At 35.8% G+C, this 23,152-nt stretch carries 24 protein-coding genes, 1 riboswitch and 1 other annotated feature; of the genes, 6 read left to right on the top strand and 18 right to left on the bottom strand.

The window, feature by feature from the left end; genetic code table 11:
- Window positions 1-56 precede the first annotated feature (56 nt).
- Window positions 57-1,478: a DHA2 family efflux MFS transporter permease subunit gene (locus KD050_RS20600; RefSeq protein ID WP_211894150.1), complete on the top strand. Its 1,422-nt coding sequence runs from the start codon at window positions 57-59 to the stop codon at window positions 1,476-1,478.
- A 247-nt stretch (window positions 1,479-1,725) separates the two neighbouring features.
- Here the strand turns inward: KD050_RS20600 and trpA are convergent, their stop codons facing one another.
- The 5 genes from trpA to trpD are packed head-to-tail and all read right to left on the bottom strand — an operon-like array spanning window position 1,726 to window position 6,145.
- Complete coding sequence (gene trpA / locus KD050_RS20595) at window positions 1,726-2,514, bottom strand: tryptophan synthase subunit alpha (RefSeq protein ID WP_211894149.1); 789 nt, start codon at window positions 2,512-2,514, stop codon at window positions 1,726-1,728.
- Window positions 2,507-3,712: a tryptophan synthase subunit beta gene (gene trpB / locus KD050_RS20590; RefSeq protein WP_211894148.1), complete on the bottom strand. Its 1,206-nt coding sequence runs from the start codon at window positions 3,710-3,712 to the stop codon at window positions 2,507-2,509. Before trpB ends, trpA begins: the two co-directional genes overlap by 8 nt.
- Window positions 3,712-4,329 carry a phosphoribosylanthranilate isomerase gene (locus KD050_RS20585; protein WP_211894147.1) on the bottom strand — a complete coding sequence of 206 codons (618 nt, stop codon included), beginning with the start codon at window positions 4,327-4,329 and terminating at the stop codon, window positions 3,712-3,714. The genes trpB and KD050_RS20585 overlap by 1 nt, the downstream gene beginning before the upstream one ends.
- Window positions 4,326-5,117 carry an indole-3-glycerol phosphate synthase TrpC gene (trpC, locus tag KD050_RS20580; protein WP_211894146.1) on the bottom strand — a complete coding sequence of 264 codons (792 nt, stop codon included), beginning with the start codon at window positions 5,115-5,117 and terminating at the stop codon, window positions 4,326-4,328. Before trpC ends, KD050_RS20585 begins: the two co-directional genes overlap by 4 nt.
- A complete protein-coding gene (gene trpD, locus KD050_RS20575) occupies window positions 5,114-6,145 on the bottom strand; it encodes an anthranilate phosphoribosyltransferase (RefSeq protein WP_211894145.1) in 1,032 nt (343 codons plus the stop codon). The genes trpC and trpD overlap by 4 nt, the downstream gene beginning before the upstream one ends.
- Before the next feature lie 74 nt (window positions 6,146-6,219).
- Window positions 6,220-6,435, bottom strand: a binding site (T-box leader).
- A gap of 190 nt (window positions 6,436-6,625) precedes the next feature.
- On the opposite strand from trpD, the gene KD050_RS20570 reads away from it, so the two are divergent.
- On the top strand, window positions 6,626-6,856 hold the full coding sequence (locus tag KD050_RS20570) for a PepSY domain-containing protein (RefSeq protein ID WP_235753867.1): 231 nt from the start codon (window positions 6,626-6,628) through the stop codon (window positions 6,854-6,856).
- 220 nt (window positions 6,857-7,076) lie between these two features.
- Here the strand turns inward: KD050_RS20570 and KD050_RS21585 are convergent, their stop codons facing one another.
- From KD050_RS21585 to KD050_RS20550, 5 genes are all read right to left on the bottom strand, one after another.
- Entirely contained in the window at window positions 7,077-7,181 is a 105-nt protein-coding gene (locus KD050_RS21585; RefSeq protein WP_370627152.1) for a putative holin-like toxin, read from the bottom strand.
- 127 nt (window positions 7,182-7,308) lie between these two features.
- Window positions 7,309-8,175, bottom strand: a complete 867-nt coding sequence (locus KD050_RS21580; protein WP_211894144.1) for a histidine phosphatase family protein — start codon at window positions 8,173-8,175, stop codon at window positions 7,309-7,311.
- Window positions 8,176-8,188: 13 nt separating this feature from the next.
- Window positions 8,189-8,719, bottom strand: a complete 531-nt coding sequence (locus tag KD050_RS20560; RefSeq protein ID WP_211894143.1) for a GrpB family protein — start codon at window positions 8,717-8,719, stop codon at window positions 8,189-8,191.
- A gap of 18 nt (window positions 8,720-8,737) precedes the next feature.
- Window positions 8,738-9,250: a DUF1572 family protein gene (locus KD050_RS20555; protein WP_211894142.1), complete on the bottom strand. Its 513-nt coding sequence runs from the start codon at window positions 9,248-9,250 to the stop codon at window positions 8,738-8,740.
- 325 nt (window positions 9,251-9,575) lie between these two features.
- Window positions 9,576-10,403, bottom strand: coding sequence for a MerR family transcriptional regulator (locus tag KD050_RS20550; protein WP_211894141.1), 828 nt, complete (start codon window positions 10,401-10,403; stop codon window positions 9,576-9,578).
- Between the two features lie 14 nt (window positions 10,404-10,417).
- Here KD050_RS20550 and KD050_RS20545 point away from each other — a divergent pair, with 14 nt between their 5' ends.
- The 3 genes from KD050_RS20545 to KD050_RS20535 all read left to right on the top strand — a co-directional run bounded on the left by KD050_RS20545 (window position 10,418) and on the right by KD050_RS20535 (window position 13,505).
- The gene (locus tag KD050_RS20545; RefSeq protein ID WP_370627151.1) at window positions 10,418-10,978 is read left to right on the top strand and encodes a GNAT family N-acetyltransferase; all 561 of its coding nucleotides are present in this window, start codon (window positions 10,418-10,420) and stop codon (window positions 10,976-10,978) included.
- 29 nt (window positions 10,979-11,007) lie between these two features.
- Window positions 11,008-12,372 (top strand): MATE family efflux transporter, encoded by a 1,365-nt coding sequence (locus KD050_RS20540; protein ID WP_211894139.1) that lies wholly within the window; start codon window positions 11,008-11,010, stop codon window positions 12,370-12,372.
- A gap of 428 nt (window positions 12,373-12,800) precedes the next feature.
- Window positions 12,801-13,505 carry a metallophosphoesterase family protein gene (locus KD050_RS20535; RefSeq protein WP_211894138.1) on the top strand — a complete coding sequence of 235 codons (705 nt, stop codon included), beginning with the start codon at window positions 12,801-12,803 and terminating at the stop codon, window positions 13,503-13,505.
- Between the two features lie 68 nt (window positions 13,506-13,573).
- Here KD050_RS20535 and KD050_RS21335 read toward each other — a convergent pair whose 3' ends face one another.
- Window positions 13,574-13,735 (bottom strand): hypothetical protein, encoded by a 162-nt coding sequence (locus tag KD050_RS21335; protein WP_235753866.1) that lies wholly within the window; start codon window positions 13,733-13,735, stop codon window positions 13,574-13,576.
- A gap of 207 nt (window positions 13,736-13,942) precedes the next feature.
- Here KD050_RS21335 and KD050_RS20525 point away from each other — a divergent pair, with 207 nt between their 5' ends.
- On the top strand, window positions 13,943-15,457 hold the full coding sequence (locus tag KD050_RS20525; RefSeq protein WP_235753865.1) for a LysM peptidoglycan-binding domain-containing protein: 1,515 nt from the start codon (window positions 13,943-13,945) through the stop codon (window positions 15,455-15,457).
- Window positions 15,458-15,691: 234 nt separating this feature from the next.
- Here KD050_RS20525 and metA read toward each other — a convergent pair whose 3' ends face one another.
- The 7 genes from metA to KD050_RS20495 all read right to left on the bottom strand — a co-directional run bounded on the left by metA (window position 15,692) and on the right by KD050_RS20495 (window position 23,144).
- Entirely contained in the window at window positions 15,692-16,600 is a 909-nt protein-coding gene (gene metA / locus KD050_RS20520; protein WP_211894137.1) for a homoserine O-acetyltransferase MetA, read from the bottom strand.
- 74 nt (window positions 16,601-16,674) lie between these two features.
- Window positions 16,675-16,780, bottom strand: a riboswitch (SAM riboswitch).
- Window positions 16,781-16,845: 65 nt separating this feature from the next.
- Window positions 16,846-18,846, bottom strand: coding sequence for a methyl-accepting chemotaxis protein (locus KD050_RS20515; protein ID WP_211894136.1), 2,001 nt, complete (start codon window positions 18,844-18,846; stop codon window positions 16,846-16,848).
- A gap of 143 nt (window positions 18,847-18,989) precedes the next feature.
- A complete protein-coding gene (gene abc-f, locus KD050_RS20510; RefSeq protein WP_370627150.1) occupies window positions 18,990-20,873 on the bottom strand; it encodes a ribosomal protection-like ABC-F family protein in 1,884 nt (627 codons plus the stop codon).
- A gap of 120 nt (window positions 20,874-20,993) precedes the next feature.
- A complete protein-coding gene (locus tag KD050_RS21450) occupies window positions 20,994-21,116 on the bottom strand; it encodes an RAxF-45 family protein (RefSeq protein WP_370627244.1) in 123 nt (40 codons plus the stop codon).
- Between the two features lie 71 nt (window positions 21,117-21,187).
- Complete coding sequence (locus KD050_RS20505; RefSeq protein WP_211894135.1) at window positions 21,188-21,433, bottom strand: hypothetical protein; 246 nt, start codon at window positions 21,431-21,433, stop codon at window positions 21,188-21,190.
- Window positions 21,434-21,552: 119 nt separating this feature from the next.
- Window positions 21,553-21,945 carry a sporulation protein gene (locus KD050_RS20500; RefSeq protein WP_211894134.1) on the bottom strand — a complete coding sequence of 131 codons (393 nt, stop codon included), beginning with the start codon at window positions 21,943-21,945 and terminating at the stop codon, window positions 21,553-21,555.
- A gap of 5 nt (window positions 21,946-21,950) precedes the next feature.
- On the bottom strand, window positions 21,951-23,144 hold the full coding sequence (locus tag KD050_RS20495) for an AI-2E family transporter (RefSeq protein ID WP_211894133.1): 1,194 nt from the start codon (window positions 23,142-23,144) through the stop codon (window positions 21,951-21,953).
- Between the last annotated feature and the right edge of the window lie 8 nt (window positions 23,145-23,152).

Genomic DNA, 23,152 nt, shown 5'->3' with positions numbered 1-23,152 from the left:
TCAGAAAATGTATTATCTGTAAGGTCTATATAGTTATTTATTGGAGGAATTTGTTCATGATCGAAAAAGCAACACAGCAAGAAAAACAAGTATTTAAAACAACCCCTATCTTAATCTCCTTTTTAATTGCTGGGTTTGTCGGATTATTTAGTGAGACCGCATTGAATATGGCACTTGGAGATTTAATAGGAATATTTGGTATTAGTCCACCATCAGTTCAATGGCTAACAACTGGATACCTATTAACACTAGGGATACTAGTACCAGTCTCAGGGTTCATCATGCAGTGGTTCACTACACGACAATTATTTATCGCTTCTTTACTATTTTCTATTGTAGGAACACTCATTGCAGCACTTGCACCGAGTTTTACAATATTACTACTTTCACGAGTTATACAAGCAATAGGAACAGGATTATTATTACCTCTAATGTTCAATACTATTTTACTCATTTTCCCGGTTCATAAAAGAGGAGCAACAATGGGAATTATGGGATTGGTAATCATGTTTGCACCAGCGATTGGTCCAACCATTTCAGGTTTGGTTCTTGAGCAGCTTACTTGGCATTGGATTTTTTGGATTTGTTTACCGTTCCTTCTAATCGCTTTGTTGTTTGGGATAAAATTCGTGCAAAATGTAACGACTGTAACGAAACCAAAAATAGATATACTATCAATTATTTTATCAACTATCGGTTTTGGCGGAATTGTTTATGGCTTTAGTAGTGCAGGAGAAAAGGGCTGGGGTAGTTTTATAGTTATTGCTACAATCATTGTCGGTCTTTTAGCCCTAGCTTTATTCTCAGTAAGACAATTTAAAATGGAGACACCAATGATTGACTTAAGTGTCCTAAAATTCCCAATGTTTACGTTAGGATTATTAAGTGTATTTATCACCTTTATGATAATCATGTCGTCAATGATTCTATTGCCATTATACTTGCAAACAGGACTTGCTTTAGCAGCATTTACAGCAGGACTTGTGCTCTTACCAGGTGGAGTACTCAATGGCTTTATGTCTCCTTTAACTGGTCGTATATTTGACAAATATGGACCAAGAGGACTTGTTTCTCCTGGATTTATCATCATGATTATCATGCTATGGATGCTTTCCAATATCACTGTGGACACTTCTATAACTATGGTTATTATTATGCACTCCGTTCTATTTATTGGAGTATCAATGGTTATGATGCCAGCTCAGACGAATGGACTTAACCAGCTTCCAAGAAATCTATATCCGGATGGAACTGCCTTGATGAATACATTACAACAAGTTTCCGGTGCAATTGGAACGGCCGTTGCAATTACAATTATGTCAACGTCTCAAAACGATTATTTAAAGAATGCGACAGACTCAATGAATCCAGATACAGTAAGTGCGTCATTAACTGCTGGTGTTCAAGATGCCTTTATATTTGGCTTAGTTCTAGCAATCATAGGATTGATCATGTCCGTATTTATTAAAAAGGCATAAATAGCTAAATGACAAACCCCATTCTTTGAGTTATATACTCTCGGATGGGGTTTAGTTTTAGGCTTTGTTATATTTTATTAGGTATGGCAAATCCAACCCGCAAATAGTCCACTAGAATGGAATCTATGTTAGCTGTTCTTCATTCACTTAACCACCATTGTTTGATGAATTAGCTATAAAGGCTACTCTATCTTCAATAAAAAGAGCAACTCGTCTATAGTTCAAGACATGTGCTGCTCCTTAGAATTTAATTTACCACTTTCATTTTTGCAGCTTGTATTAACGCAGTAATTTTCTCCAACTCATTTTGGTGGAAAGCATCTACTATAGCACTTCCTACGATCACGCCATCAGCTAATGCCCCCATGCTTTTAACTTGTTCCGGTGTAGATATTCCAAAACCTGCTAGTACTGGTATATTGCTTTGCTCTAACAAGTTAGTAAAATGCTGCTCCAATTGTTTGCCAAATCCATCCCTAACTCCTGTGATTCCATTAACTGTAACTGCATAGATAAAACCTTCACCAGAAGACGTAATCTTAGCAATACGTTCTGGCGGGCTTGTTAAAGAAACAAGTGGAACCAATGCAACATCTGTATCTGCAAGTACTTTGTGGAGTTCTACCGTTTCTTCCACCGGTAAGTCTGGGACGATTAATCCCGCTATTCCTAATTTATCACATGCTTGTGCAAACTGTTCCAGTCCATAACTTAACAATGGATTATAATACGTCATTAGAACAAGTGGTACACTTACCTCTTTATAAAAAGTCTCGATTTCCTGCATGATTAAACGCAGGGTTGTGCCATTTGCAAGCGCTCTTTCACCTGCTTGCTGAATGGTTGGCCCATCTGCAACAGGATCAGAAAATGGTATACCTAGTTCAATCGCGGTAACTCCTGCTGCTTGAAGAAATAATATTTTAGACTTTAATGTCTCTAGGCCATCATCACCAGCCATTATATATGCAACAAATGCTTTATCACCTTGAGAATTTACTGATTGTATAGCATTTAATAGTTTTGCTTTAGCCATTGTCATTCACCCCTAACGCATCTCGAACGGTTTGGACATCTTTATCCCCTCGGCCAGATAAACAAATAACTAAAATCTCATCCTGGGACATTTCTTTTGCCAGCTCTGAAGCAAAATGAATAGCGTGGGCACTTTCAAGAGCCGGTATTATGCCTTCTTTTTTCGATAATAGCTGTAAACCCTCTAAGGCTTCAGAGTCTGTTACAGAAGTATATTTCACACGACCAATATCATGTAAGTAGGAATGCTCTGGACCTACTCCAGGGTAATCAAGACCAGCTGAAATTGAATGTGCTTCCTTTATAAAACCATTATCATCCTGCAAAATGTACATATAAGCTCCGTGTAATACGCCTTCATTAGCCTCGGCAGCTGCTGCTGCGTGAAGTCCAGTAGAAATTCCACTTCCACCTGCCTCTACGCCGTACAAAGCAACATCATTGTCCTCCACAAATGGATGGAACATACCGATTGCATTGCTACCACCACCAACACAAGCGACTACAGCATCTGGTAATTTCCCAACCTTTTCTACGATTTGCCGCCTTGTTTCAACTCCAATTACCCGTTGGAAATCACGAACAATTTTAGGGAAAGGATGTGGACCAAGCGCAGAGCCTAATATATAGTGGGTATCTTCTACATTTGAAACCCAATATCTAAGTGCCTCATTTACTGCATCTTTAAGTGTGCCTGATCCCTGATCCACGGAAACAACTTTTGCACCAAGTAATTCCATACGAAATACGTTTAGTTCCTGTCTACGCACATCCTCTTTTCCCATGAAAACAACACACTCTAAGTCAAAGAGTGCACAAACAGTTGCGGTTGCTACACCATGCTGTCCAGCCCCTGTTTCCGCTACGATTTTCTTTTTCCCCATACGTTTTGCGAGCAATGCCTGACCAATTGTATTATTAATCTTGTGTGCACCTGTGTGGTTTAAGTCCTCTCTTTTTAAGTAAATTTGTGCTCCTCCAAGTTCTTTTGTTAGTCTTTCCGCAAAATATAATGGTGTTTCACGACCAACATAATCTTTTAAATAGTAATCTACTTCATCTAAAAAAGTTGTATCACAAATAGCATCCTCATAGGCATTTTCAAGCTCTAATAAAGCAGTCATTAACGTTTCTGGAACATACTGGCCACCAAATCTACCATACCTACCAACTCTTTGTTGCTCTGTTGTTTTAACCATTATTCCACACCCCCATCTTTTACAGCTCGTATAAATGATTGAATCAGATCTTTATCTTTACTTCCATTACGCTCTACTCCACTAGACACATCAACCATAAAAGGATTTACTCTCTTAATAGCATCTTTTACATTGTTTGGGTTCAACCCACCTGCTAGAATAATTTTTTCAGTTGGAATATTGTTAACCTCCATCAATTTCCAGTCAAATACTTCACCACTACCGCCTTGATAATCCGTTCCTGGTGCATCAAACAAATAAAAATCCGTCTCGTATTTTTTCGCCTGAAGAACGTTCTCTTCATTGTGAACCGATAATGCTTTAATAGATGGAAGATCGTTTGTTTGTACAAACTCTGGAGTTTCCTGACCATGATATTGTATATAATCTAACGGAACCTCTTGGATTGCGGTTAATAATTCCTCTTTTGATGGATTAACAAAAACTCCTATTTTCAAAACCCCAGAAGGCACGACTTTAGCTAGCTCGTGCGCTTTCGCAATTGATACTTTTCTCTTACTCGGAGCAAAGACAAAACCAATTGCATCTGCACCAGCGCGAACGGCTATTTCCACATGTTCTTTCTCCATTAGCCCACAAATTTTCACCTTCGTCATGAGATAATTACCTCCCGTTTTACCTGTAAGCTTCGAAGAGCATTTTCAACATCTCCACTACGCATCAGCGATTCTCCTACAAGTACTGCACCGGCACCATAGCTAGCTACTTTTTTAGCATCAGCGGAATCCCAAATACCACTTTCACTTATGAGCATACGTTCTTCTCCAAATGGAAAGATAGCTGCGATTTCTGCAGTTCTAGACAAATCTACTTGAAATGTTCGAAGATCGCGGTTATTAACTCCGATTAGTTTAGCATCCAGTTGTAAAGCACGCTCTAACTCCACCGAATCATGAACTTCCACTAAGACTTCCAGACCTTTACTTACCGCATATTTATATAAAGATGAAAGTTTTTCTTGTTCTAGTGCCGCAACGATCAGTAACACAACTGATGCGCCTGCATGCCTAGCATAATCTATTTGAATTGGATGAATGATAAAGTCTTTACAAAGTATTGGGATAGACACAGTGCGAGCAACGATAGCTAAATCATCAAATGTTCCTTGGAAAAAAGGTGTATCTGTTAATACAGAAATACATGCAGCACCAGCTTCTGCGTATTGAGACGCTTGCTTTGCAGGATTAACTCCTTCAGCAATCACTCCTTTTGAAGGCGACGCTCGTTTAATCTCAGAAATTATTTGCAAGCATTCAGATTGATAAAGTGAATCAAATAAAGAAGGTCTAACAGATGAAACAGTTTGTTCTGGAATGGAATGCTTTAATAACTCTTGAATTTGACCTTTTTTAGCATCCAATATCTTATTTAGGATGGTTGTCATAATGCCACCTCATGCCGTACAGATTGTTTACTGAAAGCAATTACGGCCTCTAGTTTTTCTAATGCTTTTCTTGAATGGATAGATTCTGCTGCCATCTTAACTCCTTCTTGAATGGAGCTAACGATACCAGACGCAAATAATCCGATTCCACTATTAAAGAGGACCGTATCTAAATAAGGACTTGCTTCTCCTTCTAAAACGTTGCGTAGTATTTTGGCATTCGTGTGACCATCTCCTCCACTTATTGCAGAAATAGGAGCAGAAGCTAAACCAACGTCATTTGGCGTTAGCTTAAAGGGTATTAAATCTCCGTTATCTACTAATACCAATTGATTTACACCTGCAAGAGATGCCTCATCCATCCCACCAGCACCACAAACAACAATGGCCCTTTTTCTCCCTATAATCCTTAATACCTCTGCGTATTCCATCGTGAAGTCTAATCGATTAATCCCCGTATATTGTGTTTGTAATTTAATAGGATTAGTTAACGGTCCAACCAAGTTGAAAATTGTCGGCTTTCCTATCATTTTTCGGGCAATTCCAATTCTCTTTAATTTTGGATGCACATTTGGTGCGTAGAGGAAGGTTAGTCCCTCTTGCTTCAGTAATTCGATTGATGCTTCAGGGGTAATTGTTGTATGGATTCCTAATGCCTCCAATACATCGGAGCTGCCAGCGCTACTTGAAATTTTTCTATTGCCGTGTTTTGCTATTGTGGCTCCTGCACCAGCTAACACAAATGCCGACGTTGTGCTTATATTAAAGCTATTTAAGCCATCACCACCAGTACCACAATTGTCCATATAATCTCCATCTGGCTCGTTTAAGTTAATCGCAAAGGACTTCATAACTGTTGCAAGTGCTGCAACCTCTATGGATGTTTCTCCTTTTTTTGAAAGGGCTCTTAAAAAATCGACAATATATTGTACTTCTGTATCTTCCGCAAACATTAATTTAGAAGCTATAATCATTTCCTCATACACTAAATTCTCGCTCTTCTCAACTTTCTCTGTAAATCCTCTCATCTCAATCTCTCCTCTGCTCGTCTCTAGCTAAATAAAAAAAGTCCTCTTCCAAGGGATTTCAGAAAAATCCCTTGGAAGAGGACGGTATTGACCGCGTTGCCACCTCTAGTTGGAGTGTAACACTCCCACTTAAGCTCCTGTAACGTAGGAAACACGTCTACCTCTAAAACACTTAATGTTCTCGAGGAAGCTCTCATAAGCCCATTCGCATCAGCAACAAATCAGTTCACACCTACCACTGACTCTCTTAATTGTCCGCCCAAGCTACTATTCTTATTCAAACAATTTCTCAGCTATACTAAACTAATCTCAGCTCATCTGTTCTTAGGCGACACTACTCTTAGCATCTTCTACCTGTATTCCGAACATAAAAGTTAACTATTATGATAGTAGGAATACTTTCAATTGTCAAATATTTTTATCATTTTACACCCTATTTGCATAACTTAGGTTATAACAAGAGAAGGAGGGTTTTCAATAGTGGTAAATCCAGTGTATGGGCAGCGGATCACTTTAGAACAAGCAATGAATATAGCCTTACAAAGAGTCCCTGGACAAATTGTGCATGTGGACTTAGATATGGAAAATGGCATGCTTGTTTACGAAGTATACATCATGACATCAGGCAACCAGATTTTTGAAGTGGAAGTCCATGCGAAAACAGGAGTAATTATTAAAATAGAACAAGAAGAGGACTTTGATTTTGATTAAACAATGAGATGTGTCATAAAAAAAGAAGAAGAGATATGGTTGCGATCAACTACTCCATTGATTCCCTTCAGGATAGTTGGTATAATAAAGGAAATACAGGTATACAATAAAATACCGACCGGATGTTAGTAGCATCCAATCGGTAAAATAGACTGATTCCCTTCAAGGGTGTCGGCAAAGTAGATTAAGTAATCCATCCGAGCGCTAACTCATAGGTGGATTACTTTTTTCGTGTCATTGAAAAGGTCAGCGTAATCAAAGCGATGATTAGCGTAGAAAAACTAATCATAATTACGAGCGATTCAAATATCGTCAAAAGCAGCACCCCCTTCTGTATCAGTCGTCAAACAGAAAGTAAAAATTGTGCCGTCCACCCATGAGATTATCAATCTATATATCTAATTATACCACACATACGTTCTGTTTTAGGCTTTTATCATATAAAAAATATGTTATTTTGATAGTTTTTCATAATATTTTTGAGGTTCCGTGATTTGATTTTCTACAAAAAATCTAGTCATTTCCTTTAACATTTCTATATATTCCATATCTAAACCTCTTTCACTCATTATCTGTTCCAATTGTTTCGCTTCACCATTTACCTTCATAAAATCATTTAATAAATCTACTTCAATAGTCAATATCACCTTATCATGCAATGTTATAGTTCCAATCATTCTTTTAAGTTCGAGATCCACCTTTTGAAAATTGGTTTGTATTTCAGATCGTTTAAAAATAGTAAAGCCAGTACTATTTTTACTCGATTCCTTATCCACTCTTTTCACCGTTATCAATTGCTGTTCATAAAAAGTGAGCTGATAGATGTCAGGCATTTCTAGCTGCTTCCAAAAACCAAAATCATAGATAGGATCAAAGTAATTCATGATTAAAACCATTATATTTCCATGGGTCCCTATTACGACATTTTGTCCTTCATATTTCCCTAAAATCTTTTTTGTTGCACGGACACCTCTAGTTTGAGCATTATGATTAGATTCTCCACCCGGTAGTGAAATGTCGAAATCAGACCATACTTGTAGCATTGCTTCCTTGAAATCTGCAACTGGTTGTTCGGACAAAATTCGTTCTTTGAACGCATCAATAATTTCTATTTCAGATTTTAAATGATTAGCAATTCCTTCAACGGTTTGAAACGCTCGCTTATAAGGACTTGATACAACTACATCGATATTTTCTCGTTTTAATAGATCAGTTATTTTCTTTGCATCGACCAATCCTTGCTCTGACAATGGCCTACCTAATTCATCCGTTGAATAATTGGAGTGCGCATGTCGAACGAAATATAAATTAGTTATCATTTCAATTCATCCCCTAGTTTATCCGCTTAGTGAATATACTTTTTACAAATGGTTCCTTCAAATCTGTATACGTGTTTATATTAATATCCTTTTGTTTGGCACTTGTTATTTTGATTATCTGGTATTCATCTCGAGCTTCATCGTTTGAATTTAAATAATCACGAAAGAATAGTTGATTTTTCCATAATTCTTTATCAAAATCAACCATGTGAATGAAATGAGTTTTTACTTCGTATGTATCATCTGTAAACTTAGCAAAAACTATTTCACCTGGTCTTTCGACTCGGAGTCTTAGAAATCCAATACTTTTTAATTCATTGAATAGAGCTTTGTCTACTTTAGCTTTATCATCTACGCCTACTAATATATCTATGATTGGCTTTGCAGGCATGTTAATTATCGCGGTGCTTCCTATATGCTGTATTCGTTCTCCTTCAAATCCTGTAACATCCATTATTTCCAGCTTCACTCTGTTGAACTCTTCTTTCCATTCATTTGTGTAGGGTAATAACTTTACTTCGTTACTTCCTAATCCTAGCTCCAAAATACTATGCCTCCACTTCTAACTTTGTTTTTTGGGAATAGATAATGTTGTCCATTTCTCTTCAGCAGTCACTTGTTTGGCAATGTAAATCACCTGACCTACATGGGAGGACGTATGTGAAAGACTTCTAATAACAGCTTCCATGACAGTATGTGGTTCATTTCTAATATATATGGTTTGAAGCAAATTTTCTGATTTAATAATATCTAATGCATCTAAAAATACTTGGCAACCTTCAGACCAAATTTCCAACAATTCTTTACGAGTTTGTATTGTACTTTCAAATTCGCCATCTCGATTTCTAGTTGGTTTTTCACCATCTGTAGTCAAAAAGTCCGTCCAACGTGAAATCAGATTTCCACTCATATGCTTGATAATAACATCTACACTATTTGAATGATTATTTGGAGTCCAAAATAGTGTAGTTTCCTCCATTTGTTCAACAGCCTTTTCTGTATCTTGCATGAGATCTGAAAATTTTTTCCGAACAACTCGTATAAAATCAGTGTGTATATTAGATATCTCGTTCATAATAATCCTCTCCTTTTTCTATTTTTTCTCTCTTTATTATAATAGAACTATTCCGAAAAAACACATTTCGTTAGAATTTCTCAGTAAATAGATTAGATGACCTATTTATAATCTTTCTTTATCTTCAAGCACTCAATGCAGCCAATAGCAATGCAACCATATCTGATCAACGTGTTTACAGTAAAAAGCCCACTTCGTTGGAAGTGGGCTTTTTGTGTGATGCTCCACAATAACCGATATGGTTTTCATTGTTCTTATTCATCACCTCTACTAACAGCACAAGTCTGTCTATGTCTTTAGGTGAATCTATCAGAGGATGCTCACGTTACTTTTCCTCCACTTTTATCATGATTTGGGTGACATAATGATCATTGCCACTTACAGAGATTTCATCTAATACATATTCCTCATACGAATAGCTTCCAAGCTTTATATGATGTGTATCGATAAATTTCATAATTTTTTTATAAGTTTTGGAAATATTTTTATCATTCCCTACATGATAAGCGACGACATATAATCCTTTTGGTTTCGTGTAGAAAGAAACACTTTCCACATTGTCCTCTGTTTTCGTATACAAGTAAGAGTAATTGTCATAATCTTCTTCTAGTAGTTTTTCCTTACTAACAATCGCACCGATTGGATAGCCAATATCGAGTTCATTTTTGTATAAAAAATCTATGAATTGGGAAACAGACTTTAAAAAAGAACGATCAGAACAATCTAAAATAGAGTCACTTAAAAATAATAACTCCTCTTCTTGTTCCTCTAATCTAATTTGATTGAAATCCAACCTTAATGCATTTTCCGTTAGAGCTATCTTTGTGTCGATTATCTTTTGTATTTTGTTCAAATTATTTATCTTTTTTTGAATTTCCAATGTCTTCCCTTTTAAAAGCTCAATCAATTCTGCAGGGGTCTTGTTTTTCAAAAACAGTTTAATTTCTTTTAAAGGCATGTCCACCTCTTTTAGAAGTTCAATAACGTTAAAAACGTCAAATTGATGATAGGAGTAATAACGATATCCTTTTTCATTTTTGATTTCTGGTGAAAGAAGCCCAATTTCATCGTAATGAAATAAGGTTTGTTTTTTCACATTACATAACTTTGCGAATTCACCTGTCGTAAAATATTTGCGTAAATTCTCGCTCATTTTTCATCTTCCCCTTGACTATATGGTTACCGGATACTTTAGGATGTAACTATACCACTTACTCGTGTCTATTTGCACTAAAAAGAAAGGATTTGATAGGCATGAATATAACCATTCATGACGTAACGCAAGAAAATGTTCAAAATATATTAGAGTTAAGTGTTGGGGAGTTACAAGTTTCTTTTATCGAATCTACTGAACAATGTATGAAGGAAGCAGAGGAGTGTACTAACTTTAAACCAGTTGGTCTCTATACTGACGGCTGTTTAGTTGGATTTGCCATGTATGGGTTGTTCCCTGAAGAAACTGAAAATGGTCGAGTATGGCTGGATCGTTTTTTAATCGATTCCAGATATCAAGGTTTTGGTTATGGAACTATCATGCTGAATGCATTAATACAGAAACTAGTCATTGAATTTTCATGTACTCAAATATATTTGAGTGTATTTGAAGAAAATAAAGCGGCGATTCACTTATACCAAAAATTCGGCTTTCATTTTAATGGTGAAATCGATCTAAAAAACGAAAAAATTATGGTGAAAAATATAACAAACTTAAACGGAAAGCATGAATAGCTCTACTCAATAAACAATAGGTGAATAATATGAATGAAACATTAAGAAACACGCCAACCAAAAAATTATTTCTAACTTATTTAATCCCTTCCTTACTTGGAATGCTGCTAATGGCTGTCAATATATTAGTCGACGGCATTTTCGTTAGTAATGGAATCGGACCAGAAGCACTTGCAGGTATAAACATAGCGGTACCTATTTTCTCTATTTTACTATCCATTTCCCTCTGGATTGGGATGGGGGGAGCAACGCTATATTCCATTTCACTTGGAGAAAATAATAGTAAAAAAGCAAGCTCCATCTTTACACAATCATTTTTCCTAGCAGTAATCGTTGTTGGGGTACTAGTAATTATAAGTTTATGGAAGCAAAAAGAAATCGCTTATTTGTTTGGTGCAAGTGATGAAATCTTCCCTTATGTAAAAGACTATCTTCATATTATCCTTCTGTTTGGTGTCATTTATGTGATGGAAAATATATTAAGTATTTTTATACGAAATGATGGAAATCCAAAGCTTGCGATGCTTGGACTTGGAACTACTTCACTTCTAAATATTGTATTTAACTATCTATTTATTTTTGTAATGGATCTTGGTGTTGAAGGCGCTGCCTATGCTACTGTTCTATCAACCGCTATTGGACTACTCGTTTTACTACTCCATTTCACTCGAAAAACGAGTATGTTGAAATTTACTAATTTAAGATTTGAGCTAAAGACAGTTACTGAAATATTGAAAATCGGTTTGCCAAGCTTTATTGTAGAAGGTTCTGCGGCAATGACAATTATTGCGTATAATGTGACGTTTATGCACTTTGTTGGAGCAGTTGGTGTTACTTCATATGCTGTTGTGAATTATTTACATGCGGTTTTCATCATGCTATTTATCGGCATCGGTGCGGCTCTCCAACCTATTGTTAGCTTTCACTATGGAGCAAAGTTATATAATCGACTTCAGCAATTTTTGAAATTAGGTGTGATTACAGGGATTTTATTCGGAGCTTGTATATTACTAGTTGGTTGGTTGTTCGGAGATGTGATTGTTTCGTTATTCGGAGTTACCTCCGAAGAAGTTTTTACTTATACGAAGACAGGCATTTCCATGTTTTTCATCGGCTATTTATTTTTAGGTTTTAATCTAGTTTATGCCGAATACTACCAGGCGATTAAAAAGATTAAACTTTCTTCTATTATAATAATTTCCAGAAGTATTGTGCTTTTCTTACCACTATTATGGTTATTACCAACCTATCTAGGCAGTGATTACATTTGGCTTGCCTTCCCAATAGCAGAAGGAATTACAGCAATTGGTTTAGTAATCGCAAGATATACATTAAAAGCATTAGCCCCATCCAAAGATCCATCAGCAAAAGGCATACAAGTAGTCAAGTCTTAACAAAAAGAGCTGCTCAGATAAAAGGAGCAGCTCTTTTTAGTTTATAATTGAACAACAAATGTATACAAGACGCCAAATATAACTTAATTAAGTACTTTCTTAGACGCTACAATTAGCTCGTGTATTTTATCTAATTCATTTCGACGAACCTGCCTCGACTATCAGACAAAAAAGAATAAGATATAGATAGTTGTATATGTACTTTGGAGATTACTTTATGTATCTATTCATTCAAAACTTTTAACATGGTTATCTTGGTCTATTATACTGAAATAGATATGTGAACATCAGACATCCCGAGGAAATCTGGGGGATGTTATATATTGCACTCAGTTAAAAAACATATACAGTAGACGGAGATACTAGTTTGCAGTTACTCTGTTATTAGTTAATAATAGAAAATATCCAATTAGAGAGAAGCGAAAAAAATGAAAAGAACCCTGGTAATAAGTGATATTCACGGTGAATTAGAGAAGTTTGAACAATTGCTTGGCGAAGTAGAATACGATCCTGAAAATGATCAATTAATCTTATTAGGTGATTACGTGGACCGAGGTCCAAATGCAAAAGGTGTTATCGAAAAAGTGATGAGTTTACAAGAAAGTGGAGCTCAATTACTGAAGGGGAATCATGAAGATATGATGATAAAAGCGTTAACGACAGATGTAGAAAGGTCATGGAACCATTGGGTTAAGTTGTGCGGTGGAGATAAAACTTTATTTAGCTATGGTTTCTCAGAGAATGACCTTGCTGTAAGTGAAGAAAAATTTCAAAAACCAATTTTACAATCAGTTGTCCTACAGCAACACTTAGAATTTGTGCAAGGATTAGAAAATTACATAGAAACCTCCGACTATATTTTTGTCCACGCGGGTGTACACCCTACGACACCTATTTCTGAGACAAATCCACATGTCTTAATGTGGATTAGGGACGAATTTCATAAAAATTATGACGGGGAAAAGATTATCGTATTCGGGCATACAGAAACAAACTCACTTCATGGAGAACCAGAAAATTACAATGTCTACTTTGGAAGTAATAGAATCATCGGGATTGATGGTGGAGCTGTATACGGTGGACAATTGAATTGTCTAGAGTTACCTAGTCAGAAAGTGTATAAAGTAAAATAAACCAGAATAACTTTTATTTCATCTTTTTCACTAAAAGAGAATCAAGAAAAATGTTCAAGTACGAATCGTTATATTAACCCAGTCCCAAAAAAGAACGGGGTTCCTACTGCTACAGTAGCAATTACAGTATTGTTAGAGCCGTCAATTACTGAAACATTATTACTTCTAGAATTGACTACACAAACTTGGTTGATTGATGCTGGACCGGTTGCTCCAGTACCCCTTTCCATTTTCACTTATCCATAAACAATGGATTACTAGATAATTGTTAGCAGAACTACTCTAGAAGAATACTCACCTTCCGTATATTCTATCAACCCCACTCCCCATTTTGCATTGGTGAACTTACCACAAAGTACCTGTATCTATTAATTTAAATCCATAGTAATCTATGAAAGTTATAATACTACTTTCAAACTAGAGGAGAATGGGTTTAAGTGAAAAAAGTACTTCCTATTTTTATTATATTTGTCTTATTTTTAAGTTTTGGACCTATACAGAGTACAGCTGCTGGTAATTCACTTTCAGTAGGGACTGTTCAAATAGATAACGTTAACGTATTAAGTTTACCTAAACAAGGTTCGACTATTATCACCACTTTAAAAAAAGGGGAAGAATTCCCTGTCCTATCCACTGCTTCTGGAGACTCATCTACCGTTATAATGCATACTGTAATTTCTGGAAATACATTATGGAAAATTTCAAAGCAATACGGAATTCCAATAAGTGAACTTCAGAAGACAAACAAGCTTACTTCGACAGAAATCCGAATTGGACAGAAATTAATAATTCCACAAACACACAAACTATATACTGTTATAAAAGGTGATACTTTATGGAAAATTTCCAAAAAGTTCGAAGTAACTATTAATGATTTAACCAAATTGAACAATCTACAGTCTTCAAACCTAGTTGTCGGGCAAAAATTAAACATTCCTGATTATTACGTACAAGTTCAGTTGTTAGGTGGGAAAAAAGGCTGGATTAATAAATCACTTTTAAAACAAAAGAATCAGCAACGAATCGTCATGGGTTGGAAGTATAATGGAAGTTCACGAAATTATGCCCAACAATTGAACCATTCTAATTTAAATGTGGTTTCACCCCGTTGGTATACTTTAAGCAATACAGGAAATTTTGTTTCCATTACAGCGGATACAAAATATCTGAAGGATGCACATAGCAAAGGCAAGAAAGTTTGGCCACTAATTGGGAATAAATTCGACCCTGTTTTAACTGATTCAGTATTAAGTAATCCTGCAAAACGTCAAAAATTAGTATCGACGCTTAAAGATTCTTTAGTCCAAACAAAAAGCGATGGAATAAATGTGGACTTTGAAAATATCAATCCGAAAAACAAGCAAGATTTTGTCCGCTTCGTAACCGAACTTAAAAAAGCACTTCAGCCACATGGAATTAAAGTATCTGTTGACGTTACTCGTGAAAACAAGGATCCTTTTTGGTCTGGAAGTCTAGACCGTAAAGCATTAGGTCAAGTTGCTGACTACATCATTATGATGGGTTATGACGAGCATTGGGGAGGTAGTCCAGTAGCGGGGTCTGTAGCTTCTATGCCATGGGTTAAAGAAGGCGTTGAACTATTAACTAAAGACGTACCATCTCACAAAATCATCTTGGCAGTACCCTTCTACACAAGAGAATGGGTTACTAATCTAACGACAAAAAAAGTGAAAAGTATCGACCGCACAATGAGTGAGGTGGAGCAAATTATCTCCTCAAAACGTCTTATAAAAGTTTGGGATCAAAATACCCAGCAAAATTATGTAGAATATACCGCAAACCGGGAGAAGCACCAAATATGGGTGGAGGATAAACAATCTATTAAACTTCGTATCAACCTTGCTAACCAATTTAACCTAGGCGGTGCAGCTGCTTGGTACATTGGCTCTGAAACTCCTGACATTTGGAATGTATACCATTTCAATAAGTAATTTGAAGTAGGAAACCGCCTATAGTATTGAAAATCTTTCTTCAACCTGGGCCCGTTATTTAGCTGGACTCAGGTTGTTTTTGTTATTTCCTTTAATTTCCCAAGACCAATATAAGGTACCAGGTTCTCAATGAATTTTGAATTGTTCGAGAACCAGGTACTCAACATCTTCTCTTCTGAACCAAATTACTCATTTAATGAAGTCACCAGTACTTTATATATATTTAATCCATTGTTATTCCCACTCATAAGGAGTTTCTTGGTACACATAATAATTCAACCAATTTGAAAAAAGCAAATGCGTATGTGACCGCCAAGAATTCAATGGTTTTTGTGTTGGATCATCATTCGGAAAATAATTTTCTGGTATATCGATTTCCACCCCTTTTTCAATATCTCTTTGATACTCGTCAGAAAGTGTAGTTGCATCATATTCTAAGTGACCGGTAATCATAATATGCTTTTTATCCTTGGATATTACTAGGAAAACACCTGCATCTTCTGAATTGGAAAGCAATGCCAGTCGAGGATCTTGTTTAATCTCGTCGTAGGACACCGCTGTGTAACGAGACACTGGTGCGTAAAATTCATCATTAAATCCTCGAACTAACTGTACAGTTGGATCGGTTAACCGATGACTAAATACCCCAAAACATTTTTTCGGCAAGCCATATTTACCAATACCATAATGATGATAAAGAGCTGCCTGCGCCCCCCAACAAATATGCAGAACAGAAGTCACATGTGTTTTGGACCAGTCCATTATTTCAGTCATTTCACTCCAATAATTAACGTGTTCAAATTGTAGATGCTCAATTGGAGCACCTGTGATGATCATCCCATCATATTTTCGATGTTCTATCTCCTTGAACGTCGTATAGAAAGTATCCAAATGCGTTTTACTAACATTTTTTGAATCATGTGTTGCCATATGTAGAAATGTTACATTTACTTGTAGCGAAGTATTCCCTAATAACCGCAGTAATTGAAGTTCGGTTTTCTCTTTTTCGGGCATTAGATTCAAGATAATAATGTTTAATGGACGTATATCTTGGGCTATTGCTCGATCAGTATCCATGATAAATATTTTTTCTCTTTTAAGATGTTCAGCTGCTGGCAATTGTTTTGGTATATTTATTGGCAAGTAGTTCTCCTCCTTTAAATTCAAAAACCCTCTTTCCTATAAATAAGAAAAGAGGGTGAACGTTTTGCTCTCAATTCTTATCTTTCAAGAAATTATCTTGTAGGAGTTAGCACCTTTCTGACAAGTCAGAGGTTGCTGAAGCTTCAACGGGCCATGTCCCTCAGCTTCTCTTGATAAGAGTTATTAAATTATATTGTTCTTCATTAGAGAATATTAACACTTGTTTTCGAATAATTCAACTTCTTTTAAACTTTGAAACGGTTCACTGCATCTGCTAGTTTATCACTAAGCTCTGTTAAGGTCTCGGAGGCTTCCGCTACCGATTGAATTGCTCGTAGCTGCTCATCAGATGATGCACTCACTTCTTCACATGCCGCAGCAGTTTGCTCCGAAGTTGCAGCCATCACTTGAATTGTATCTACGACTTGATCTTTATAGTTGGAAACCTGTTCAATTTCTGCTGATACTGTATCAATGGAAGTTTGCAAACTATTCATCAGTAAAGAAATTTCTCTGAATGTCACTTCTGTATCAGTTACAACAGATCCTTGTTCTTGGAATGTTTTGATTGTGTCTGCCATTTGTTCCCCTACAATATAGGATTCACTTTGGAGCTCTGTAATAGTATGTTTTACTTGCTCTGTTGCTTTTGCAGATTGCTCCGCAAGTTTTCGTACTTCATCCGCAACGACTGCAAATCCTTTTCCATGCTCACCTGCACGAGCTGCTTCAATACTTGCATTCAATGCGAGTAGATTCGTTTGTGCAGAGATTTCCATAATAGTTTCCATAACACTACCAATCGCTTTTACTTTAACCTCTAAAGTAGTAAACAACGTAGACATCGAAGTAAGATTAGATTCCCAGTTATGAAAGGATGCTTTCAATTCACTCATTTGGTTTTGTCCATTTGAATTCATGGAGTTTGCTTTTGTAGCTATATCAGTCATCATTACTGATTTTTCATTGATAAGATTGATTTGCTCACTTAAGTGAACTGAACTCTCAGTTACTTCTCCAGCATCTTCTGCTGATTTGGAGGCACCAGTTGCAATCTCACTTACAGCTAATGATACTTGTTCTGCAGAAGCATTTGTTTCTTCCGCTACTGCACTTAAACTTTCAGAATTCGACTGCACGTTATTTGCAGACTCTTTTACTACTTGAATAATTTCATTCATATTTGTAGCCATTTTGTTAAAGTTTATTGCTAACTGACCAATTTCGTCCTTGGATTTTATTTTTGCTTGAACTGTTAAATCTCCATCAGCAATAGAATCCATCAACTTTTTTAGCTGTTCGATTGGTTTTAAAATACGACTGATGATGAAATATAAGACAATAAACATCACTGCCTCAATAGATAATACAATAGTGATAAGCAATGTACGAATGCTGTCGGCTGTTTGATTTATCTTATTTTCCTCATAAACAGCTCCTAGTTTCCAATCTAATCCTGGTAATGAGGTAAATACAGTAATAGTACCATCATTTACGTCAGTTACATCTCCACTTTCAGAGGAGCTAGAAAGCATCGTTTCAACGGATGAATACTCGGATAAATTTTCACCAAATAAAGTTGGATGAACAATAGCATTCCCATCCGCATCCACAATAATCGGATAACCTTCATAACCTAACTCATTGTTTGCTACCGTTTCTGTTAACTTCGATAGTAGAAGGTCAATAGCAAGCACACCGACCACTTGACCATCCTTTATAACAGCTTTAGCACCAGAAATAGCGTATTCCCCAGTAGCAGCATCTACAAAAGGTCTTGACCAGCTGAAATTATCTTTGTTTGAGACAGCGTTTATATACCATTCCCTTGAGGAAGGATCAAAATCCGCTCCTAGGTCTGCTTCTGGGATTATATTAATCGATTTATCTGGTAGAGCTATATATACAGAAGCTACAGCGTCATATAAAGAAACAAATTCATTAAACCTAGTATCCAATTGCTTCTCTAGTTGATTGGCTAAAACTTCATCAGTCTCTTTTGCACTGTTTTGAAAATCTACAATATCTTTTGAAGTGGATAATTGTAGGAGCCCTTTTTCATATGCAGCTAAATAATTCTGAATCGTTGTGGACATTCCATCAACTATAACATGGCTTTGATCAATTAAATCTTTTTCCGTCTTTTCGCTTATAGTGTTCGTACTAATAGTTATTAAAGGTGCCATACTAACAATTATTAGTAACATAACAGAAACAATTATTTTCCACTTAATTGATTTTCTCATTCTACATCTTCTCTCTATATCATAATTATATACCCTTCAATATACCTAATTAATCTTATAGGGTATTTATCTCATTATATAGGACAAACGTATGAATGTTAATGATTCTTTATAAATATTTGAGCAGTTTCTATTAGAAACCATCAATTACAATTAGAATCATCTTCGAGTTCTATCCATTCGATTGTTAAATTTTCTAATTTCAATTCTTTTTTCTGGATAGATTCCAAAAGCCTTTCATATACTTCCCATTCACTTTCCATTTCTACTTGCTCTTTTAATAAGGAAATTTCTTGTTCTAACGATAAAATTTCCTCCGCAATCTTTCGTTCATCTCCTCGTGTATTAATTGGTTTTACTGCCTTTTCTTTTTTTATTGGAATTTCAATTGCTACTTGCTTCAACAGCATTTCCTCCCACTTTATCCGAGCCCATTCATAAGGTCCTTCAAAAGTAGTTAGCTCGCCCTGTTCCAACCAGACAGTTTTCGGAAATAATTTATTTAAAAAATATCTGTCATGAGATACTGCTAAAATAGTTCCATCAAAATCCGCTAAAGCATCTTCAAGAACCTCTCTGGAATCGATATCTAGATGGTTCGTCGGTTCATCAAGAATCAGTAGGTTAATATCCTGATGCATGAGCTGCGCTAAGCGAAGTCTCATACGTTCCCCACCACTTAAATCACCTATTCGTTTGAATACATCTGGTCCATAGAACATAAACTTCGCAAGAATATGGCGAGCATCCCCCTCAACCATGTTTAACTCACTTCGAAATACATCAATTAGCCTAGCCTTCGGATCCTGAATCTCAAAATGCTGGGATAAATAGCCCACACGTACATTACTACCTAAACTTGCTTCTCCATTATCGGGTAGTATTTCCCCACGCAATAGGTTTAATATAGTGGATTTACCAGAACCATTTCGACCTACTATCGAAACCCGGTCTTTCCAGTAAAGATTAAGCTGTGCATTTTTTAACAAGACCTTCTCACCAAATGATTTATAAACATTTTTCATCATAACTACTTCTTTACCACTTCTAGATGCAAATTCAAATGACAGCTCCATCTTTTTCGGATCAACTAGTGGTTTTCGCACTTTCACCATTCGTTCTAGTGCTCTTTCCATATTACGTGCCTGGCGAAATAATTTTGGATTTGGTGGCATTGCTTCATTTGCCCACTGTCTTAGACGTCTTATCGCTTCTTTCATTTTTTTGATCTTTTTCTGCTGTTCCTCATACTCCTGGAATTCGCGCATTAATCTAGCTTCCTTTTCCAAAATAAAAGAAGAATAATTTCCATGATAAAGAGTAAGCTCCCCTTCCTCTAAATCTGCAATCTTGGTCACAACCTTATCTAAGAAATAACGGTCATGTGCAATGATAACAACAGTTCCTGAATAGCTAATCAGATATTGCTCCAGCCATTCCACTGCAAATAAATCTAGATGATTGGTTGGTTCATCCAACAATAAAATATCCGGATTCGATAGCAGTATCCTTCCTAGCATTATTTTCGTCTGTTCTCCACCACTTAAATTAGCAAATGATTGATTTATGAATCCCGCAAGCTGAAGTCCTTGCACTACTTTTTCAATTTCAGAATCCATTGTATAACCGCCTAAAAGGGTGAACTGTTCTTGAATTTCTCCGTATTGTTGGAGCAGACGTTCCATCTCTCGGGGCTCTAGTGTTGCCATTTGTTGTTCCATTTGGATCAATTGCTTTTGCAACTCCGTAATATTTTGAAAAGCGAAATGGAGAACACCAAGACCAGTTACCTCTTCTGAATAGGTTGGTATTTGAGCCAGATAACCGATTGATGTACCTTTCTTAAAGTAAATAGATCCCTCGTCAGGTTTTTCAATACCGGCCAACAATTTGAATAAAGTAGTTTTACCGGTTCCATTTCGACCAACAATGGCTAACCTATCTCCGGTTTTAATCTCCAGCGACAAGCTCTCAAAAATTGTATTTCCTCCGAGCATTTTAGTTATATTTTGTATTGTACATATCATTATGAACGCTTCCTTTCAATTCTTTATGAGCTGGAAGCAAGTCTTTTTTTCGCAACAAAAAAAGACTGTCTAAAAAGAACAGTCTTTTCAATACCAAATTGGATTAGAAAGAATGACTTCTCAGCTATGATTATTACTATGAAAATGACTAAAAATGGACAGACCTGTCCCGTTGAGAGCATTTTCATGAGTAATTGCACAAGAAGTTGATAAAAATTCCAACATAAATAATTGTGCATTCATAGCGTTTTTCATTCTTTCTTCACCTCCGTTCAAATTAGTTAAATAAATAATAGCATAACTATTCATACAATTCAATCGTTATTTTCAGCTGGTTTTTCGACTGGTTTTTCAATAGTCGGATCATTGAAACCTTCTATTTTCGGAATTCCTACATCATTTTCTTCGTTTACTTCTTCATTACCAGTGTTTGGAATATCTTTATCTTGCCCATTTAATTGTGTCTCAGGGTTTGCAGGTTCATTGGATTCCCTTTGAGATCCACACGCTGTAAGTATGAAACATGAAATAATTAGTATTGAAAACAATTGTTTAATCATCGTTAGTTGCCTCCCAATTTATTATTAGAGTGCACAACCTTTAACTGTTTATACTAAATATTTTTATGTAGTTGGTTTCCTAAAGAAAAAACTCCAGCTCAATGCTGGAGTTTCAAATATCATTCTTCAATATCAAAATATATCTCGTCTTCATCGTTATACTCAGATCCATTTTCGAATAATACTGTCGTTCTTAAAATGAGTTTCGTTACTTTCTCGTTACTATCTGGAATCCATCTTTCGTCTGGCATAATCTCAAATGGAATCATTTGCATATCCTTTGATGCAGCTGCACCTACTAACTCAATTGAGTGCTTCGAGACGATTTTGGGAGATTCACCATCAGTAAGTTTAAATACCTCTAATTTTATATTTTCAACCGATTCATCGTGTACTCCTTCTATATAAATAGTACCCGACAGATTAATACCATGTTCAATATAAGGATGATCAACAACCGTGTCTATCTTTATAGATTTTACTTCTATGGAAGATTCAAATTTCTTCGCCATTTCTCTCAATCCACCTTGTGATTTGTATACTCATAATGATTTTCAATAACTGGTTCAAACTTATTATATCGTTTTTTAAACAATGTATAAAAGTGAGAAACGATAACTTTCAAAATGGCATATCCCGGAATACCTAATATAACACCTGGTACTCCAAATAATGCACCAGCAGTTATAAGGACAAAAATAATGGTAATTGGGTGAACATGTAATGATTTACCCATAATTTGTGGGGAAATAAACTTCCCTTCTATTAATTGTACAATTGTCCAAACGATTGCTAATCCTATAAGCAATAATGGTGAGGTTACTAACGCAATAATTGCTGCTGGTGTAATAGCAATAACTGGGCCCAAATAAGGTACAACACTTGTAACCATCGCTATTACTCCAAGTAAAAGTGCATATGGCATTTGAATAATAGTAAATCCAATATATATCATTAGTCCGATACACATAGATACTAGTATCTGTCCCTGAATATAAGAACTAATTTGTCTATCTATTCCAGTAAATACCTCCTGTAAATCATCCCGCATTCTTGGAGGAAATAGCTTCATTACATAGTTAGGTAATTTTTCTCCATCTTTTAATAGATAAAAAACTATAAATGGAACAGTTACAATAGCTAACACAAAGCTTGTTAAAACTCCCACAATGGAGGAAATTCCAGTTGCAATTCCAGTAACAGTATTTTGAACAAAGTCTCCAATTTCAGCTGGAAGGCCATTTAACACCGAAGTAACATCATTCTCTATTTGTAAATAATATTCCTGGAAAATTGATGTTCGCAAAAAGTTATCTAAGTCGTTAAATAGCTGGATAAAATAAGTTGGTAACTCTTCAGCTAACTTAAAGACTTGCCCCTTTAGAAAAGGAAATACTAGAAACACTAGTAAAGTTATTAACCCGATCAATACTAAGAAAATAATAAGAATTCCCCAGACACGTTTAATTTTTATTTTTTCCAATAAACGCAATATCGGTCTTAATAAGTAATACACAATAACAGCTAAAATAATTGGCAATATTACATTACCCAGAAAGACCGTCAATGGTACGAAAATAAAGGAAATTTCATCATAAATCATAATAACAAGACCTATCATGATTAAAAGAACTAATGAAAAGACTGTATTACGTCCACCTAAAAATTTTATGTATCTCGTAGAAAAAAAAGAAGGTTTTTCTGGCTCCACTTCTATCA

The sequence above is a fragment of the Psychrobacillus sp. INOP01 genome (genome assembly GCF_018140925.1).
Lineage (GTDB): Bacteria > Bacillota > Bacilli > Bacillales_A > Planococcaceae > Psychrobacillus.
This window is presented reverse-complemented; position numbering and strand designations above follow the sequence as displayed.

Coding starts and splice junctions, on each gene's coding strand:
- KD050_RS20600 (WP_211894150.1), top strand. CDS start 57: ATGATCGAAAAAGCAACACAGCAAGAAAAACAAGTATTTAAAACAACC.
- trpA (WP_211894149.1), bottom strand. CDS start 2,514: ATGGCTAAAGCAAAACTATTAAATGCTATACAATCAGTAAATTCTCAA.
- trpB (WP_211894148.1), bottom strand. CDS start 3,712: ATGGTTAAAACAACAGAGCAACAAAGAGTTGGTAGGTATGGTAGATTT.
- KD050_RS20585 (WP_211894147.1), bottom strand. CDS start 4,329: ATGACGAAGGTGAAAATTTGTGGGCTAATGGAGAAAGAACATGTGGAA.
- trpC (WP_211894146.1), bottom strand. CDS start 5,117: ATGACAACCATCCTAAATAAGATATTGGATGCTAAAAAAGGTCAAATT.
- trpD (WP_211894145.1), bottom strand. CDS start 6,145: ATGAGAGGATTTACAGAGAAAGTTGAGAAGAGCGAGAATTTAGTGTAT.
- KD050_RS21580 (WP_211894144.1), bottom strand. CDS start 8,175: ATGATAACTAATTTATATTTCGTTCGACATGCGCACTCCAATTATTCA.
- KD050_RS20555 (WP_211894142.1), bottom strand. CDS start 9,250: ATGAACGAGATATCTAATATACACACTGATTTTATACGAGTTGTTCGG.
- KD050_RS20550 (WP_211894141.1), bottom strand. CDS start 10,403: ATGAGCGAGAATTTACGCAAATATTTTACGACAGGTGAATTCGCAAAG.
- KD050_RS20540 (WP_211894139.1), top strand. CDS start 11,008: ATGAATGAAACATTAAGAAACACGCCAACCAAAAAATTATTTCTAACT.
- KD050_RS20535 (WP_211894138.1), top strand. CDS start 12,801: ATGAAAAGAACCCTGGTAATAAGTGATATTCACGGTGAATTAGAGAAG.
- KD050_RS21335 (WP_235753866.1), bottom strand. CDS start 13,735: ATGGAAAGGGGTACTGGAGCAACCGGTCCAGCATCAATCAACCAAGTT.
- KD050_RS20515 (WP_211894136.1), bottom strand. CDS start 18,846: ATGAGAAAATCAATTAAGTGGAAAATAATTGTTTCTGTTATGTTACTA.
- abc-f (WP_370627150.1), bottom strand. CDS start 20,873: ATGATATGTACAATACAAAATATAACTAAAATGCTCGGAGGAAATACA.
- KD050_RS21450 (WP_370627244.1), bottom strand. CDS start 21,116: ATGAATGCACAATTATTTATGTTGGAATTTTTATCAACTTCTTGTGCA.
- KD050_RS20505 (WP_211894135.1), bottom strand. CDS start 21,433: ATGATTAAACAATTGTTTTCAATACTAATTATTTCATGTTTCATACTT.
- KD050_RS20500 (WP_211894134.1), bottom strand. CDS start 21,945: ATGGCGAAGAAATTTGAATCTTCCATAGAAGTAAAATCTATAAAGATA.